The sequence below is a fragment of the Cupriavidus sp. 05T42 genome, from assembly GCF_056396345.1.
The window spans coordinates 95,469-112,558 of the sequence record NZ_JBFTLH010000008.1; the positions used below are offsets into that span (position 1 = coordinate 95,469).

General features: G+C 68.5%; 15 protein-coding genes. 6 read left to right on the plus strand and 9 right to left on the minus strand.

From position 1 onward, the window contains the following. The first annotated feature begins 152 nt into the window (after positions 1 to 152). Complete coding sequence (locus AC1EJR_RS13000; protein WP_477113347.1) at positions 153 to 1,511, plus strand: carbohydrate porin; 1,359 nt, start codon at positions 153 to 155, stop codon at positions 1,509 to 1,511. A 13-nt stretch (positions 1,512 to 1,524) separates the two neighbouring features. On the opposite strand, the gene queF is transcribed toward AC1EJR_RS13000, so the two are convergent. Beyond that, the gene (gene queF, locus AC1EJR_RS13005) at positions 1,525 to 2,358 is read right to left on the minus strand and encodes an NADPH-dependent 7-cyano-7-deazaguanine reductase QueF (RefSeq protein WP_477147171.1); all 834 of its coding nucleotides are present in this window, start codon (positions 2,356 to 2,358) and stop codon (positions 1,525 to 1,527) included. 10 nt (positions 2,359 to 2,368) lie between these two features. Continuing rightward, entirely contained in the window at positions 2,369 to 3,958 is a 1,590-nt protein-coding gene (gene ilvA / locus AC1EJR_RS13010; RefSeq protein ID WP_092291775.1) for a threonine ammonia-lyase, biosynthetic, read from the minus strand. Positions 3,959 to 4,209: 251 nt separating this feature from the next. Here ilvA and otsB point away from each other — a divergent pair, with 251 nt between their 5' ends. The 3 genes from otsB (at position 4,210) to AC1EJR_RS13025 (ending at position 8,334) form a co-directional block, all read left to right on the plus strand. Beyond that, positions 4,210 to 5,022: a trehalose-phosphatase gene (otsB, locus tag AC1EJR_RS13015; protein ID WP_477147172.1), complete on the plus strand. Its 813-nt coding sequence runs from the start codon at positions 4,210 to 4,212 to the stop codon at positions 5,020 to 5,022. Between the two features lie 128 nt (positions 5,023 to 5,150). Continuing rightward, positions 5,151 to 6,908: a glycoside hydrolase family 15 protein gene (locus AC1EJR_RS13020; protein WP_092292137.1), complete on the plus strand. Its 1,758-nt coding sequence runs from the start codon at positions 5,151 to 5,153 to the stop codon at positions 6,906 to 6,908. A 31-nt stretch (positions 6,909 to 6,939) separates the two neighbouring features. Next, positions 6,940 to 8,334 carry an alpha,alpha-trehalose-phosphate synthase (UDP-forming) gene (locus AC1EJR_RS13025; RefSeq protein ID WP_092291779.1) on the plus strand — a complete coding sequence of 465 codons (1,395 nt, stop codon included), beginning with the start codon at positions 6,940 to 6,942 and terminating at the stop codon, positions 8,332 to 8,334. A gap of 132 nt (positions 8,335 to 8,466) precedes the next feature. Here the strand turns inward: AC1EJR_RS13025 and AC1EJR_RS13030 are convergent, their stop codons facing one another. Genes AC1EJR_RS13030 through AC1EJR_RS13050 form a run of 5 tightly spaced genes read right to left on the minus strand, consistent with a single transcriptional unit; the run spans position 8,467 to position 12,793 of the window. Further along, a complete protein-coding gene (locus AC1EJR_RS13030) occupies positions 8,467 to 9,084 on the minus strand; it encodes a nucleotidyltransferase family protein (protein ID WP_092291781.1) in 618 nt (205 codons plus the stop codon). Further along, a complete protein-coding gene (locus AC1EJR_RS13035) occupies positions 9,081 to 10,136 on the minus strand; it encodes an XdhC family protein (protein ID WP_092291783.1) in 1,056 nt (351 codons plus the stop codon). Before AC1EJR_RS13035 ends, AC1EJR_RS13030 begins: the two co-directional genes overlap by 4 nt. Next, a complete protein-coding gene (locus AC1EJR_RS13040; RefSeq protein ID WP_454756799.1) occupies positions 10,109 to 10,672 on the minus strand; it encodes an SRPBCC family protein in 564 nt (187 codons plus the stop codon). Before AC1EJR_RS13040 ends, AC1EJR_RS13035 begins: the two co-directional genes overlap by 28 nt. After that, positions 10,663 to 11,892, minus strand: a complete 1,230-nt coding sequence (locus tag AC1EJR_RS13045; protein WP_477147173.1) for a vWA domain-containing protein — start codon at positions 11,890 to 11,892, stop codon at positions 10,663 to 10,665. The genes AC1EJR_RS13040 and AC1EJR_RS13045 overlap by 10 nt, the downstream gene beginning before the upstream one ends. 4 nt (positions 11,893 to 11,896) lie before the next feature. After that, a complete protein-coding gene (locus tag AC1EJR_RS13050; RefSeq protein ID WP_092291789.1) occupies positions 11,897 to 12,793 on the minus strand; it encodes an AAA family ATPase in 897 nt (298 codons plus the stop codon). A 105-nt stretch (positions 12,794 to 12,898) separates the two neighbouring features. On the opposite strand from AC1EJR_RS13050, the gene AC1EJR_RS13055 reads away from it, so the two are divergent. Next, entirely contained in the window at positions 12,899 to 13,333 is a 435-nt protein-coding gene (locus tag AC1EJR_RS13055) for a T6SS amidase immunity protein Tai4 family protein (RefSeq protein WP_218158019.1), read from the plus strand. Continuing rightward, positions 13,330 to 13,833 (plus strand): type VI secretion system amidase effector protein Tae4, encoded by a 504-nt coding sequence (locus AC1EJR_RS13060; RefSeq protein WP_255370712.1) that lies wholly within the window; start codon positions 13,330 to 13,332, stop codon positions 13,831 to 13,833. Before AC1EJR_RS13055 ends, AC1EJR_RS13060 begins: the two co-directional genes overlap by 4 nt. Positions 13,834 to 13,892: 59 nt before the next feature. Here AC1EJR_RS13060 and AC1EJR_RS13065 read toward each other — a convergent pair whose 3' ends face one another. Then, positions 13,893 to 14,693, minus strand: a complete 801-nt coding sequence (locus tag AC1EJR_RS13065; RefSeq protein WP_441591663.1) for an FAD binding domain-containing protein — start codon at positions 14,691 to 14,693, stop codon at positions 13,893 to 13,895. Between the two features lie 17 nt (positions 14,694 to 14,710). Continuing rightward, positions 14,711 to 17,089 (minus strand): xanthine dehydrogenase family protein molybdopterin-binding subunit, encoded by a 2,379-nt coding sequence (locus tag AC1EJR_RS13070; protein ID WP_477113349.1) that lies wholly within the window; start codon positions 17,087 to 17,089, stop codon positions 14,711 to 14,713. Position 17,090 lies beyond the last annotated feature (1 nt).

The following is a 17,090-nucleotide window of genomic DNA, read 5'->3' on the forward strand; positions in this document are numbered from 1 at the left end:
TCAAGGCGCGTTACAAAGTCGCCGGATGGGGGGAACCGTGCCTTTCTTGTTGCGTTGCAGCAATCACGGTAGACACGTCAGAAGCGGTTGGCTATGCTTCGCGCCAGTCTCGGATGGCCGCTGTGGCGCATCCGTCCCAGCCGAATTTTCCGATGCCGCGTTTCCGACTGATGGCCTGCGCCGGCCTTGCCTGGGCGACGCTGGCCACTGCGCCGGCCGCGTTCGCCCAGGACGCCGCCGCCGCCCCTGTTGCCGCTGCCGAGCCCGACACCGAAAGCCCGTTCGCCATCCACGGGCAGACCACCTATATCTGGCAGCGCAAGCCGTCCTTCGGCGCCGCGTACTCGGGCGAGAACAGCCTGACCACCGAGCGCGCCAAGAGCTACTCGTTCACGGGCACGCTCGACCTTGGCCTGCGGCTGTGGCAGGGCGCCGAGTTCCATTTCAACCCGGAAGTGGCGCAGGGCGTGCCGTTCTCGGACCTGCATGGCCTGGGTGGGCTGTCCAACGGGGAGCTGGCCAAGACGGCCAGCACCAGCCCGAAGTTCTATCGCGCGCGCGCCTTTATCCGCCAGACCTGGGGCCTGGGCGGCGGGGACGAAAAACTCGAATCGGATTTCAACCAGTTCGCCCGCACCGTKGACAAGCGCCGCGTGGTGCTGACCGCCGGCAACTTCGGCGTGATCGACGTATTCGACCAGAACCCCTACGGCTCGGACCCGCGCACGCAGTTCATGAACTGGTCGTTCATGACGCACGGCTCGTTCGACTACCCGGCCGATTCGCGCGGCTATAACTGGGGCGCGGCGCTGGAGTACATCGGCGACGGCTGGTCGGCGCGCTTCGGCCATTTCCTGCTGCCGCTGGAGTCGAACGGGCGCGAACTGGACACCCGGCTGTTCCAGCACTACGGCGATGTCCTCGAACTCGAAAAGCGCTACACGCTGGCGGGCCGCCCGGGACAGGCGCGGCTGCTGCTGTGGCGGAACAAGGCCAATATGGGGTCGTTCAACGACGCCATCGCCTACGGGCAGGCCAATGGCGTGACGCCGGACCTCGCCGCTGTGCGGCGCGAGCACACCAAGCTCGGCATCGGCGTGGCGATGGTGCAGGAGGTGACCGATGCGCTGGGGGTGTTCTTCCGCGCCAATATGTCGGACGACAAGACCGAGACCTACGCCTTCACCGAGATCGGCCGGCAGGTGGCCGGCGGCGGCACGCTGAAAGGCAAGGCCTGGGGGCGGCCCAATGACGAGGTGGGCGTGGCGGTGGCGGCGAACATGCTCGGCTCATCGCACCGCAACTACCTGGCGGCGGGCGGCCTGGGCGCGTTCCTGGGCGATGGCGCGCTGCGCTACGGCCCGGAGCAAGTGTTCGAGATTTATTACAGTTTCGCGGTCTGGAAGACCCTGAGCCTGAGCCCGGACTTCCAGTACATCCGCAATCCCGGCTACAACCGGGACCGCGGACCCGCCAAGTTCTACGGCATCCGCGCGCACGCGGAGTTCTGACTGGCGGCTTGCCTTACTGGCGCGCGTTGCGCCGGTTGTCCGGCCACGGCGTGTTGAAGTTGGTGCGGAACGGGTTGATGTCCAGCCCGCCGCGCCGCGTGTAGCGCGCGTAGACGGCCAGCTTCACCGGCTTGCACATGCGCAGCACGTCCGCGAAGATCCGCTCCACGCACTGCTCGTGGAACTCGTTGTGGTTGCGGAACGAGATCAGGTACTTGAGTAGCCCTTCCTGGTCGATCGGCGCACCCACGTAGCGGATTTGCACGCTGCCCCAGTCCGGCTGCCCGGTGACCAGGCAGTTCGACTTCAGCAGGTGCGAGACCAGCGATTCCTCCACCGGCGTCTCATCCTGATCCGCCGACAGCAGGGTCGKGTCCGGCTCGTAGATGTCGGTCTCGATGTCCAGCCGGTCCAGCAGCAGCCCATCCAGCTCGCCCATCTTCTGCGTGCCGAGGTCCGCCTCGGTGACCAGTCGCACCTGCACCGTGCCGCCGGTGGCCTCGGAGAGGTCGTGGTGCAGCAGTTGCTGGAGCGCCTCGGCCGAGGCGACCTTGCTCTGGTTGAACGAGTTCAGGTACAGCTTGAACGACTTCGACTCGACGATATTCGGCGTATCGGCCGGAATGATGAAGGTCGCCAGCGCCACCTGCGGCTTGCCCTTCAGGTTCAGCCAGGACACCTCGTAGGCATTCCAGATATCCACGCCGAAGAACGGCAGCGCGCGCCCTTCGGCCAGGCCGATCTCGGTGCGCTTGGGCTGCCGGGGAATCGGGAACAGCAGCGTCGGGTCGTATTCGGTCTTGTAGGCCGAGGGCTTGCCCAGCGGCGAGTGTTCGGGGAGCGTCATGATCGCGATCTCAGGACAGGAACAGCTTGTAGACCGGGTTGTCGGTCTCGTCCCAGTGTACGTAACCCAGCGTGGAAAGGAAGTCGCGGAAGGCGCGCTTCTCGTTCTTCGGCACCTGGATACCCACCAGGATGTTGGAGGCGTCGGCGCCCTGGTTCCGGTAGTGGAACAGGCTGATGTTCCAGTTCGGGCTCATGCTCGACAGGAACTTCATCAGCGCGCCCGGGCGCTCGGGGAATTCGAAGCGGAACAGCAGTTCGTCGTGCGCCAGCGGCGAGCGGCCGCCCACCATGTAGCGGATATGCTGCTTGGCCAGCTCGTTGTTGGAGAGGTCGAGCGTATCGAAGCCATGGCGGCGGAAGTTGGCGGCGATCTTGTCGCTCTCGGCGCGGTCGGCGATCTGCACGCCCACGAAGATGTGCGCCACGCCCTGGTCGGCGATGCGGTAGTTGAACTCGGTCACGCTGCGCGTGCCCACCTGCTCGCAGAAGCGCTTGAAGCTGCCGCGCTCCTCGGGAATCGTCACGGCGAACACGGCCTCGCGGGCCTCGCCCACCTCGGCGCGCTCGGCCACGAAACGCAGGCGGTCAAAGTTCATGTTGGCGCCGCAGGCAATCGCCACGAGCTGCTCGCCCTTGAGCTTCTCGCGCTCGGCGTAGCGCTTCAGGCCGGCCACGGCCAGCGCGCCGGACGGCTCGAGGATGCTGCGGGTGTCCTGGAACACGTCCTTCAGGCCGGCGCAGATCTCGTCGGTGTCCACCAGGATGATCTCGTCCACCAGTTCGCGCGTGATGCGGAAGGTTTCCTTGCCCACCAGCTTCACGGCGGTGCCGTCCGCGAACAGGCCCACATCCTTCAGTTCGATGCGCTTGCCGGCTTCCACCGAGCGCTTCATCGCGTCCGAGTCGAAGGTCTGCACGCCAATCACCTTGATCTCCGGCCGCACGGCCTTGACGTAGGCCGCCACGCCCGAGATCAGCCCGCCGCCGCCAATCGCCACGAAGATGGCGTGGATCGGGCCCGGGTGCTGGCGCAGGATCTCCATGGCGATGGTGCCCTGGCCGGCGATGACTTCGGGATCGTCGAACGGGTGGATGAAGGTCAGCTTTTGCTTCAGCCCCAGTGCCGCCGCGTGCTGGTAGGCGTCGCTGTAGGACTCGCCGTGCAGCACGATCTTGACCCAGTCGCCGCCGCGTTCGCGCACCGCATCGATCTTCACCTGGGGGGTGGTCGTCGGCATCGCAATAATCGCCTTGCACTGGAGCCGCGCTGCCGACAACGCCACGCCCTGCGCGTGGTTGCCGGCGGAAGCGGCGATCACGCCACGCTTYAGCTCGTCGGGCGTCAGCGACGCCATCTTGTTGTATGCGCCGCGCAGCTTGAACGAGAACACCGGCTGGGTGTCCTCGCGCTTGAACCAGACCGCGTTGCCGGTGCGGGCCGACAGCGCGTGCGCGTAGGTCAGCTCGGTTTCCTGGGCGACGTCGTACACCTTGGCGGTGAGGATCTTGCGCAGGTAGTCGGGCGTGGCGGCGCGGGGGGCCTTGGCGGCGCGGGCTGGCTTGGCGGGTTTTGCAGTCTTGGCGGTCTTGGCGGTCATGATGGGCAGGGCAGGGGCGCGGCAGGGGCGCGGGCAAAAAAAGCCGGAAAATTCGGCGGAAACCGCCAATGATAATGGATGGCGCCCATCCGGGCGGCGCTGGCGTGACGCGGGCGGAACGTGCCCGGCAGCGCCGTGCTGGCGCGTGGTGTGTCGGCGCGGGTGCCGAATGCGCCACAGCCGCGCCGGGCCGCGATGTAGGACAGCATCGGGTGGACGCTCGTCAAACACACGTGTTACGGTTTAACGCGATGCCCCCGCTACCCCTAATCGAACCCCATATCGCGCTGTTCCTGGACTTCGACGGCACGCTGGCCGACCTTGCGCCGCGCCCCGACCTGGTGCAGGTAGAGCCCCAACTGGTTGGCACGCTGCGTGCGTTGCATACCTGCCTGGACGGCGCGCTGGCCATCGTCTCGGGCCGACCCGTGGCCGAGCTCGACCATTTCCTGCAACCGTTGCGCTTGCCTTCCGCCGGGATCCACGGGGCGGAATTCCGCCATGGCGGCGAACGGGTCGTCACGCMGCCCGCGCCTGGCATCGGCGCCTTGCTGCCGAAGCTGGAAGCGCTTGTGGCCCGGCATCCCGGGCTGCAACTCGAACGAAAATCGGTCGCCGTGGCCATCCACTACCGGCAGGTGCCGGAACTGGAGCCGCTGGTGCGGGCCGCCGTGGCCGACGTGCTGCGCGACGCGGCCGGCCTGGAGGCGCTGCCCGGCAAGATGGTCGTCGAGATCAAGCCGGCTGGCGTGGACAAGGGCGATGCCATCGCGGCCTTCATGCGCTCGCCGCCGTTTGCGGGCCGCATGCCGCTGTTTGCCGGCGATGACGTGACCGACGAGGCCGGATTCGTCGTCGTGCGTGAGTTGGGCGGCGTGGGCCTGCTGGTGGGCCAGCGCGCCACCGCCGCCACGGCGGTGCTGCCCAACCCCGACGCCCTGCGGGCCTGGCTGCACGAATCGGCCCACGCCCTGACGCACTGGATGGCCACCCGGGGCGATGCCCCGGAAGCGGCGCCCAAGGAACCCATCATCACACCGACGCTAAGGGAGGATTCGTTGTGAACCAGCCTGCCACTGATCACACCGATGCCGCCGATGCCGCCAACGTCGGGCGACAGCCCGAGGCGCCGGCAATCAACACCGACTCGGACACCTCGTGCCGCTACGCCGACCCGTCGCTCTCGCTCGGCATGATCGGCAATTGCGGCTTCTCGGCGCTGGTCGACGGCCGGGGCCGCATCGTCTGGTGCTGCATGCCGCGCTTCGACGGCGACCCGGTCTTCAACGCCCTGCTGGACCCGAGCGAGAACGCCGGCCACTGGGCCATCGAGATCGAGGACTTCCTCGAAGCCAAGCAGTGGTATGAGCCGAACACGGCCATCCTGCGCACGCAGCTGATCGACAAGCACGACAACTGCCTCGAAATCACCGATTTCTGCCCGCGCTTCTTCCGCCTTGGCCGCTATTTCCGGCCGCTGACGCTGGTGCGGCGCATCCGCCCGGTGCGCGGCGCGCCGCGCGTGCGCGTGACCGTGGCGCCGCGCTTCAACTGGGGCCGCAACAAGCCGCAGATGACGCGCGGGAGCAGTCACGCGCGCTTTATCGGCGAAGACATGACGCTGCGCATGACCACGGACGCGCCGCTGGCCTACGTGCTCTCGAACACGCCGTTTCTGGTCACGCGCGGCTACAACTTCATCCTCGGCCCGGACGAGACGCTGGCGCAGGGCGTGGAGGAAACTGCGCGGGACTTCGAGCAGGAAACCACCTCCTACTGGCGGCTCTGGACGCGCCGCCTGGCGGTCCCGCGCGAGTGGCAGGAGGCGGTGATCCGCGCCGCCATCACGCTCAAGCTGTCTCTGTACGAGGAAACCGGCGCCATCGTCGCCGCCATGACCACCAGCATGCCGGAGGCGCCCGGCAGTGGCCGCAACTGGGATTACCGCTTCTGCTGGCTGCGCGACGCCTTCTTCGTGGTGCGCGCGCTGAACAGCCTGTCCGAAGTCGGCACGATGGAGGACTACCTGCGCTGGCTCTCCAACGTCGTGATGCAGTCGCAGGACGGCCATATCCAGCCGCTGTACGGCATCGGGCTGGAGCGCGAACTGCCGGAGAGCATTCTCGATCACTTGCCCGGTTATCGCGGCATGGGGCCGGTGCGCGTGGGCAACCAGGCGCAGGAGCACTTCCAGCACGATGTCTACGGCAACGTGGTGCTCGGCGCCGCGCAGGCCTTCCACGACCATCGCCTGCTGCACCGGGGCGGGCCGGCCGAGTATGCGCGGCTGGAGGAAGTCGGCGAGCAGGCCGTGCGCGTGTTCGGCACGCCGGACGCAGGTATGTGGGAGCTGCGCACCCGGGCGCGCGTGCACACCTCGTCGGCGCTGATGAGCTGGGCCGCCTGCGACCGGCTGGCCAAGGTGGGCGAGGCGCTCGGGCAGCCGGCGCGCGCCGCCTACTGGCACGACCACGCCAACCGCATGAAGAAGCAGATCCTGGACGAGTCCTGGAACGAGTCGCGCCAGGCCTTCGCGGAGAGCTTCGGCGGGAAGGAACTCGACGCCAGCGTGCTGCTGATGGCCGAGGTCAACTTCATCGACCCGAAGGACCCGCGCTTCGTCTCCACGGTCAAGGCGCTGGAAGCCTCGCTCTGCGACGGCCCGTACATGCGCCGCTACGAGGCGCCCGACGACTTCGGCAAGCCCGAGACCGCGTTCAATATCTGCACGTTCTGGCGCATCGACGCGCTGGCCCGCATCGGCCGCCGCGACGAGGCGCGCGAGATCTTCGAGGCCATGCTGGCCTCGCGCAACCCGCTGGGGCTGCTCTCGGAAGACACACACCCGGTCACCGGAGAGATGTGGGGCAATTTCCCCCAGACCTATTCGATGGTCGGCCTGATCAACGGCGCCATGCGGCTATCTGCCCCGTGGGATTCGGTGATCTGACGACAGGATTGGCAACAACAAGAAGCGATCTATGGGAAGACTTGTAGCGGTATCGAACCGGGTCGCCGATCCGCGCAACCACGCGGCGGGCGGCCTGGCCGTGGCGCTCTCGGAGGCGCTGAGCAAGACCGGCGGCCTGTGGTTCGGCTGGAGCGGTCGCGCGGTGGAACCCAGCCACGGCGGCACGCCGGGCGAGGGCGAGCTGCACATCTCGCAGGCCGGCAACGTGACGCTGGCCACGGTGGACCTGAGCCGGGAAGACTACGACGCCTACTACCTGGGCTACAGCAACGGCGTGCTCTGGCCGGTGTTCCACTACCGGCTCGATCTGGCCGACTTCGACGCGGGCGGCAACCTGAACGCCTACCGGCGCGTGAACCAGCTGTTCGCGCGCAAGCTGGCGCCGCTGCTCAAGCCGGACGACGTGATCTGGATCCACGACTACCACCTGATCCCGCTCGCGGCGGAGCTGCGCGCCATCGGCTGCAGCCAGCGCATCGGCTTCTTCCTCCATATTCCGCTGCCGCCGCCGCTGATTCTCGCGGCCATCCCGCAGCACGAGTGGCTGATGCGGGCGCTGTTCGCCTACGACCTGCTGGGCTTCCAGAGCCAGGCCGATCTTGACCACTTCTCCCGCTACGTGCAGGGCGAGGCCAGCGCCGAGCCGATGGGCGAGTACCGCTTCCGCGCCTTCCACCGCACGGTGCGCGCGCAGGCGTTCCCGATCGGCATCGACGTGGACGAGTTCATCGACCTGGGCCGTGGCGATGAGGCGCGCGAGACCTACGAGATGATGCGCCACCAGTACGCGCGGCGCCGGCTGCTGCTCGGCATCGACCGGCTCGACTATTCGAAGGGGCTGCCGCAGCGGCTCAAGGCGTTCCAGGTCCTGCTGGCGGAGTACCCCGAGAACCGCTCCAGCGCCACGCTGATCCAGATCGCGGCGCCCTCGCGCGAATCGGTCGATGCCTACGCCGACCTGCGGCGCGACATGGAGGGCATCACCGGGGCGATCAATAGTGAATATGGCGAGCTGGACTGGATGCCGGTGCGCTACATCCACCGCTCCACCTCGCGCCGCCGGCTGCCGGGGCTGTGCCGCGCCAGCAGCGTGGCGCTGGTCACGCCGCTGCGCGACGGGATGAACCTTGTGGCGAAGGAGTACATCGCCGCGCAGGACCCGGAGGATCCGGGCGTGCTGGTGCTGTCCCGCTTTGCCGGCGCGGCGGAGCAGCTCAAGGAAGCGCTGCTGGTGAACCCTTACGACACGCGCGCCACGGCGCAGGCGGTGCAGCAGGCGCTGCACATGCCGCTGGCCGAACGGCGGGCGCGGCACGAGAAGCTGCTCGAGCGCATCCGCCAGCAGGACGTGCACTGGTGGAGCCGGGAGTATCTGCGGACGCTGATGGAGACCGAGGGCGGTTGAACGGTCGGGGCTGCGTCATGGCGCTGGCCCTCTCCCCCGGCCCCTCTCCCGCAAGCGGGCGAGGGGAGCAAACCAACGGTGTTCTCCCCTCTCCCTCTGGGAGAGGGGCGGGGGAGAGGGCAGGCGTAGCTACTACCGCGAACGCGGGGCCAGATCGCCCGGTGTGTCGATGTCCCGGAACGGGCCGTCGTCCTCGGTCAGGATGCGGGTGACCGGCTGGTCGGTCAGCAAGGCGCGTGCGCCTTCGTCGCCGTCCAGCTTCAGCAGGGCATCGCGCCAGGCGGCGCCGAAGCCGACCGGGTGGCCGCGCTTGCCGTCGCGCCACGGCGCGGCGATGGTTTCCGGCGTGGTGATGGTCAGCGCCACGGCGCGGACCAACTCCATTGGCAGCCACGGCATGTCCGCCAGCGCCACCACCCAGCCGCGTGCCTCGGCAGTCGCCGCCACACCGGCGCGCAGCGCCACCCCCATGCCAGCCTCGGCATCGGGCGCTTCCACCACGCGGCAGCCGCCGCGCCGCAGTTCCTCGGCCAGGGCCGCGTTGCCGGGCCGCACCACCGCAATCGAGTTCGGCAGGGCTGCCGCCAGCGTGCGCGCGCTGCGCCACGCCACGGTGCGGCCATCGGGMAGTACCTCCAGCAGCTTGTTGCGCGTGCCGGTGGCATCGAAACGCTTGCCGAAACCAGCGGCGAGCAGGATGCCGACCGGCAGGTCGGTCGGCGTGAGCGGGGCGCGTGCGGGCTTCTTCATGATTGCGTGGCCGTCGCCGTGGCCGTGGCGGGCAGCACAGGACATTCCGCCTCGCCCGCCGCGATCTCGCGTGCGGCCTTGGCACCTTCCACCTGGAGGATGTCCGGCAGCGAGACGTGGTTCTTGGCGGCGATGACCTCGGCCAGGATCGAGATGGCAATCTCGGGCGGCGTGCGGCTGCCGATATAGATGCCGACCGGGCCGTGCAGCCGCGCCAACTGGAGTTCGGTCAGGTCGAACTCCTTGAGGCGCTCGCGGCGCGCATGGTTGTTGCGGCGCGAGCCGAGCGCGCCCACGTAGAAGGCCGGCGTGCGCAGCGCCTCCATCAGCGCCAGGTCGTCGAGCTTGGGATCGTGCGTGAGCGCGATTACCGCGCTGCGCTCGTCGAGCTTCATGTCCATGACGGTGTCGTCGGGCATCGTGCGTACCATCGCCACGCCGGGGATGTCCCACGTCTCGGTGTATTCCTCGCGCGGGTCGCAGACGGTGACATGGAAGCCCAGCCCCACGGCGATCTGGCACAGGTATTTCGATAACTGCCCGGCGCCGATCACCAGCATGCGGTAGCGCGGGCCGTGGATGGTCAGCAGCTTGTCACCGTCGAACGCCAGGCCGTCCGTGGCCTGGGCGGGGCCGAGCGTGGCGGCGCCGGTGGCCAGGTCGAGCGTCCGCGCGACCAGCCGGCCGCTCTCCACGGCATCGAGCAGGTCGGCGATGCCGCTGGCGGCCTTGAGCGGCTCCGCCACCAGTTCGATGGTGCCGCCGCAGGGCAGGCCGAAGCGGTGGGCTTCCTCGGCGCTGATGCCGTACTTGATCGCCTCCGGGCGGCTGGCGTGGATCCCCTCGCGCCGCACGCGGTCGATGATGTCGTCCTCGATGCACCCGCCCGAGACCGAACCGACCACAAGGCCGTCATCGCGCACGGCCAGCATCGCGCCTTCGGGGCGGGGCGACGAGCCCCAGGTTCTCACCACCGTCACCAGCAATACCCCGTGGCCTTCCTGTTGCCACCGCACGCTGCTCTTCAGGACTTCGAGATCCACGCTGTCCATGATCGTTTCCGCTTCTCGCTACCTTGTTGCTCATCGCCGCCGTCCGCTTGCGCGGCGTCGGCTTCCTCGTTGACGTCCTGGCCTTCGGCTTCCTTGCCGCCGCTCACCGCCTCGGTGAAGCGCGTGAAGAAGGCCTCGGCCAGCTTGCGCGCGGCGCCATCCACCAGCCGCGAGCCGATCTGCGCGATCTTGCCGCCCACCTGGGCGTGCACCACATAGGTCAGCTCGGTCTCGTCGCCTTGATCCACCAGTGAAACATGGGCGGTGCCCTTGCCGAAGCCGGCCGCGCCGCCTTGCCCGTCGAACTGGATCGTATAGCTTTCCGGCGCCTGGATGTCCGTCAGCGCCATGCGGCCCTTGAAGCGCGCCTTGACCGGCCCCACCGCGGCGGTCATCGCCAGCAGGTAGGCGTTTTCGCCATCGGGCTCGATGCTCTCACATCCCGGAATACATTGCTTGAGGACGTCCGTGTCGTTCAAGGCCCCCCATGCCACGTCGCGGGGCACGGGCAGGCGCTGGGTCTGGGTCATCTCCATGGGGGGCTTCCTTTGGGGGTTGCGATGAAGGGCCGGCGCGCGTCGTCCGCGAGCAGGGATTCGAGCGCGAACAGGCTGTCGAGGTTGTGCGCGGGGCGCAGGGCGTCCACGTGCGGCAGGATGGCCTGCATGCCGCGCGCCTGCGGCGAGAAGCCGGCGTAGCGCAGCAGCGGATTGAGCCAGATGATGCGGTGCGCAAAACGGCGCAGGCGCGCCATCTCGGCGTCGAGCAGGTCGATGTGTTCGAGGTCGATGCCGTCGCTGACCAGCAGCACCGTGGCGCGGCCGGACAGCGTGCGGCGTGCCCACTGGCGGTTGAACTGCGCCAGCGCCGCGCCGATGCGCGTGCCGCCGGCCCAGTCGCGCACCTGGCCGGTGATCAGGTCGACGGCTTCGTCGGGATCGCGCTCKCGCAGCGCCCKCGTGACGTTGGTCAGCCGGGTGCCGAACAGGAAGACGTGCATGCGCTCGCGCGACTGCATCAGCGCGTGGCAGAAGTACAGCACCGCGCGCGAGTACTGGCTCATCGATCCCGAGATGTCGAGCAGCAGCACCACAGGCGGCTTGCGCTCGGCGTGCTTGCGGTATTTCCAGCGCAGCCATTCGCCATGCTGGCGCACGGCCAGCCGCGCGCTGGMGCGCAGGTCGGCGTGGGTGCCGCAGGCCGCCGCGCGCAGCCGGCGCGTACGCTGGAGCGCCAGGTGGGCACGCCGCGTACGCACGAGGTGCTGGAGCGCGCGCCATTCCTCGGCGGTCAGCGTCTCGAAATCGCGCTGAGCCAGCCGCTCCTGATCGGAAAACGTCAGCGGGGCGGTGAAGCGCTCCTCGCGGGCGGGCTGGCCGGGGGACGGAGGCGGCGGCTGGCGCGCGGCAAGCGCATCGGCGAGCCGGTTGCTGCGCTTGGGCGGCGGCGCGCCGGCATCGACGCGCGGCAGCAGCATCGCGCGCATCTTGCCTTCCCAGTCCGGGTCGCGCCAGAACAGGTCGAAGGCGGCATCGAACAGTGGACGCTGGTCGGGGCCGGACAGCACCAGCGCGGCCAGCGCGGCGCGCACCTCGCCGCGCGCGCCGATGTCGATATGACGCAGGGCGTCGAGCGCATCCACGGCGTGGGCTGGCGACAGCCCGAAGCCGGCATCGCGCAGCAGCCGCATGAAATGCGTGACGTTGCGCGCGAGCATGGGGAGGGCCGGGGTGGGGTGCGGMATGGGGTGCGGCATGGCGCTAGCGCTCCGGCGGGGCGCCAGCGAGCAGTTCGGCCACCGTGGGGCCATCGGCGCGGGCGAGGTCGTCCTGGTATTTCAGCAGCACGCCCAGCGTGTCGCGTACCGACTGCGGGTCCAGTTCGGTCACGCCCAGCGCGGCCAGCGCGCGGCACCAGTCGATGGCCTCGGCGATGCCGGGCGCCTTGAACAGGTCGATGCCGCGCAACCGATGGACGAAGTCGATCGCCTGATGCTGCAGCGCCGCGGCCGCCTCGGGCGCGCGGGCGGCCACGATCTCCAGCTCGCGCTGGCGGTCCGGGTAGCCCATCCACTGGTAGAGGCAGCGCCGCTTGAGCGCGTCGTGCACCTCGCGCGTGCGGTTGGAAGTGACCACGATCAGCGGCGGCCGCTCGGCCCGCACGACGCCGATCTCCGGAATCGACACCTGGTATTCGGACAGCACTTCGAGCAGGAAGGCTTCGAACGGCTCGTCGGCCCGGTCGATCTCATCGATCAGCAGCACGCGCGGCACGCCCGGCGCAGCGGGGTCGGGCAGCAAGGCTTCGAGCAGCGGGCGCTTGAGCAGGAAATCGTCGTGATAGAGCGACTGCTGCTCGGGCCGCTCGCCACGCGCCTCCGCCAGCCGCAGCGCCATGATCTGGCGCGGGTAATCCCATTCGTAAAGCGCGCTGGCGGCATCGAGCCCTTCGTAGCACTGCAGCCGCAGCAGCCGCGTMCCGAGCGCCGCCGCCATGGCCTGCGCGAGCGCGGTCTTGCCCACGCCGGGCTCGCCCTCCAGGAACAGCGGGCGCTGCATGCGCAGGGCGAGATAAAGCACGGTCGCCGTCTCGCGGTCGGCGAAATACTGCTGGCGGTGCAGCAGGGCGGCGGTGTCGTCGATGGAGGCGGGGAGCATGGGTTCAATTTAGTCGATTTACGATTTTCATGGGCAGAAGAAGGCGGTAGAAGCGCCTCTGGTGCGTGATGTCATGCACTGCAACCGCTCTTCCTGGAGACACTCATGCTTCGAATCCGTTGGCTCATGCTGGCTTCGTGCGCGGCCTGGGCCCTAACCGCGAATGCCAAGGCGCCCGACACGCACGCGTCCGACGCGCAGGGTCGAACGTACGGCCAGAATTACAAGGACATGGTGCTGGCGCGCTGCATCGCCAGGGCATACGAGGGCGACGCAGCCGCATCGGCAGACGCCGGCCAGACGGCGGATGAACTGAGCGCATCCCTCTACTACGACATGGCATCAAGTATTGATGCGATCCCGCCCCTCGTCGACCAGTTCCTGGCACGCGACTACCGCAATCCACGGCTGAAGGCCCATTCCATGGGCCAGCAATTTCGTCTGTTGAAGTGCCTGGACCTCTATCACAGCAGGGCGCTTCAGGATCAGGTCAAGCGCCACGTCCCGAGGCCGAACCAGACCCACCGACAGGAGCCATGATGACGAGACCTTCCTTTCATGCGGCATGGGCTGCGGCCAATCGCATCTACGATCCCTCCAATTCCTCTGTGCGCGTGGCGAACGTCATTGGCGGTATGGTGAAGCGCAACATCCTGCACCCGGATCCGAAGCAACGTTGGGAGAACACCTGCGCCGTGCGCATCAGTTATGTCCTAAACCAAACTGGCGCACGAATCCCATTTGTCAAGAAGGAAACCGTCTCCGGCGCCGATGGCAGCTGGTACTTCTATCGCATCGAGAGGGTGCTCGACTACCTCAAGGTGCGATGGGGCCGGCCGGAAGTGGTTGCGCATCCGCCTTCCCACGGCGGCGCGTTGGCCGGACAACAAGGGTTACTGGTGTTCGAAATATCGGGCTGGACGGACGCCAAGGGACACGCCACCTTATGGGACGGCACCCACTGCTACGACAAGTGTTACTTCAACAGCGCCGCCGCGACCTATCGGACCGACCGCGCCAACTTCTGGCGCCTGCCATAGCCGGATAGGGCAGGCTGTTGGCTCCCCATCCCGGATGGATGGGGGGCCACAGCCTAGCATCACCCCTTCAACGCCTGCTCCACCGCCCTTGCTGTCAGCACCGGAATCAGATGCGCGCGGTATGCCGCTGACGCGTGCAGGTCCGTGTTGAGCCGGGCGGCGTCCACCTTTACCGCGCGGGCGGCGGCGGGGGTGAAGCTGGCGGTCAGGGCCTGTTCCAGGTCGGGGGCGCGGTAAACGCTGTCTGCCGCGCCGGTGATGGCCACGCGCACCAGTTTGCCGGTGCGCGCCACCATCACGCCGACCAGCGCGAAGCGCGAGGCCGGGTTGCGGAACTTGATGTAGGCGGCCTGGTCCGGGGTGGGGAAGCGGACCGCCGTGATCAGCTCGTCGGGGGCGAGCGCCGTTTCATAGAGCCCCTTGAAGAAGCTGTCGGCGGCGATGTTGCGCCGGTCGGTGACCACGGTGGCGTTGAGGCCGAGCACGGCGGCGGGGTAGTCGGCGCCGGGGTCGTCGTTGGCCAGCGAGCCGCCGATGGTGCCCATCGCCCGTACCTGACGGTCGCCGATGCCATTGGCCATGGCCGCCAGCGCCGGGATGCGGCGCATGACTTCCGCATGGGCGGCCACGTCGGCATGGCGCGCGGCGGCGCCGATCACCAACTCGTCGCCCTCCACGCGGATGTCCGCCATGCCCGGGATGCGCGACACGTCCACCAGCATGCTGGGCGCCGCGAGCCGCAGCTTCATCGCCGCGAGCAGGCTCTGGCCGCCGCCCAGGAACTTGGCGTCGGCGTCGGCCTGGAGCTTGGCCACGGCGGCCTTGGCATCCGTGGCGCGTTCGAACTGGAATGCGTACATGATGTCTTTCTCCCGATTCAGGCCGATGTGGATTGTGCGGACTGGATGGCCTGCCACACGCGGTGCGGCGTGGCTGGCATCTGTACGTCGCGCACGCCGAGCGGTGCCAGCGCATCGACCAGCGCGTTGATGAACGCCGGTGGCGAGCCGATGGCGCCGGCCTCCCCGCAGCCCTTCACGCCGAGCGGGTTGTGCGTGCATGGCGTGCCCTTGGCGGTCTCCACGGTGAAGTCGGGCAGGTCGGCCGCGCGCGGCATGGCGTAGTCCATGTAGGAGCCGGTCAGCAACTGGCCGCTGTCGGCGTCGTACACGCACTGCTCCAGCATGGCCTGGCCCAGGCCCTGGCCGATGCCGCCATGCACCTGGCCTTCCACGATCATCGGATTGATGATGTTGCCGAAGTCATCCACGGCGGTGAACTTGACCACCTGCGACTCGCCGGTGTCGGGGTCCACCTCCACCTCGCAGACGTAGGCGCCGGACGGGTAGGTGAAGTTGGTCGGATCGTAGAACGCGTTCTCGTTCAGGCCCGGTTCGAGCTTGTCGAGCGGGTAGTTGTGCGGCACGTAGGCGGTCAGCGCCACCTCGCCGAAGGTCTTGGTGCGATCGGTGCCGGCCACGCGGAACACGCCGTCCTGGAACTCGATGTCGGCGTCGGATGCCTCCAGCAGATGCGCGGCGATCTTCTTGGCTTTCGCCTCGATCTTGTCCAGCGCCTTCATGATGGCCGAGCCGCCCACCGCCAGCGAGCGCGAGCCGTAGGTGCCCATGCCGAACGGCACCCGGCCGGTGTCGCCATGGACGATCTCCACCGCCTCCAGCCCGATGCCGAGCCGGTCCGCCACGATCTGCGCGAAGGTGGTCTCGTGGCCCTGCCCATGGCTGTGGGAGCCGGTGAACACGGTGACCGTGCCGGTGGGGTGGACGCGGATCTCGCCCACTTCGAACAGGCCCGCCCGCGCGCCGAGTGCCCCGGCGATGTTCGATGGCGCCAGTCCGCACGCCTCGATGTAGCAGGAGTAGCCCAGCCCGCGCAGCTTGCCGCGCTGCTTGGCGGCCTCGCGCCGGGCCGGGAAGCCGGCCACGTCGGCCAGTTCCTCGGCACGCGCCAGGCAGGGCTCGTAGTCGCCCGTGTCGTAGGTCAGGCCCACCGGCGTGGCGTAGGGGAAGTCGTGGATGAAGTTCTTGCGCCGCAGCGTGGCGGGGGCGATGTTCATCTCGCGCGCGGCGGTTTCCACCAGCCGCTCGACCACGTAGGTGGCCTCCGGGCGGCCGGCGCCCCGGTAGGCATCGACCGGCGAGGTGTTGGTGAACACCGCCTTGACCTCGGCGTAGATCGCCGGCGTGGCGTACTGGCCGGCCAGCAGCGTGGCGTAGAGGATGGTCGGCACGCTGCTGGCGAAGGTGGACAGGTAGGCGCCCATGTTCGCCACCGTGTGCACGCGCATGGCCAGGAACTTGCCGTCGGCGTCGAGCGCCAGCTCGGCCTTGGTCACGTGGTCGCGGCCGTGCGCGTCAGTCAGGAAGGACTCGGACCGCTCGGCGGTCCACTTCACCGGCCGGCCGATCTTCTTCGACGCCCAGGTCAGCGCCACGTCCTCGGGATAGAGGAAGATCTTCGAGCCGAAGCCGCCGCCCACGTCCGGCGCGATGATGCGCAGGCGGGACTCCGGCAGCCCGAGCACGAAGGCGCCCATCAGCAGGCGCTCCACGTGCGGGTTCTGGTTCGAGACGTAGACCGTGTAGCTGTCGTCCTGGCGCGTGTAGCTGGCGTTGACCGCGCGCGGCTCGATCGCGTTCGGGATCAGCCGGTTGTTGACGATATCGAGCGTGGTCACGTGCGCGGCCTTGCCGAAGGCGGCGTCCGTGGCGGCCTTGTCGCCATGGCCCCAGGTGTAGCAGGTGTTGGCCGGCACGTCGTCGTGGACCATCGTGGCGGCTGCGGCGGCGTCCGCCGGGCTGACCACGGCGGGCAACTCCTCGTAGTCGACATCGACCATCTCGGCGGCGTCACGCGCCTGCTGGAGCGTTTCGGCGATGACCAGCGCCACCTGGTCGCCCACGTGGCGGGCCTTGCCGTGCGCCAGCGCGGGGTGGGGTGGCTCTTTCATCGGCGTGCCGTCGATGCTGTGGATCAGCCAGCCGCAGGGCAGGCCGCCCACCTTGTCGGCGGCCATCTCCTCGCCGGTCAGCACGGCAATCACGCCGGGCGAGGCCAGGGCCTCGGTCTTGTCGATGGAGCGGATGCGCGCGTGCGCGTGCGGCGAGCGGACGAAACAGGCGTAGCTCTGGCGCGGCAGGGTCACGTCGTCGGTGTACTGGCCGTTGCCGGTCAGGAAGCGGTAGTCCTCCTTGCGGCGGACCGGCGCGCCGATCAACTTCTCGGGTGCGTTCATG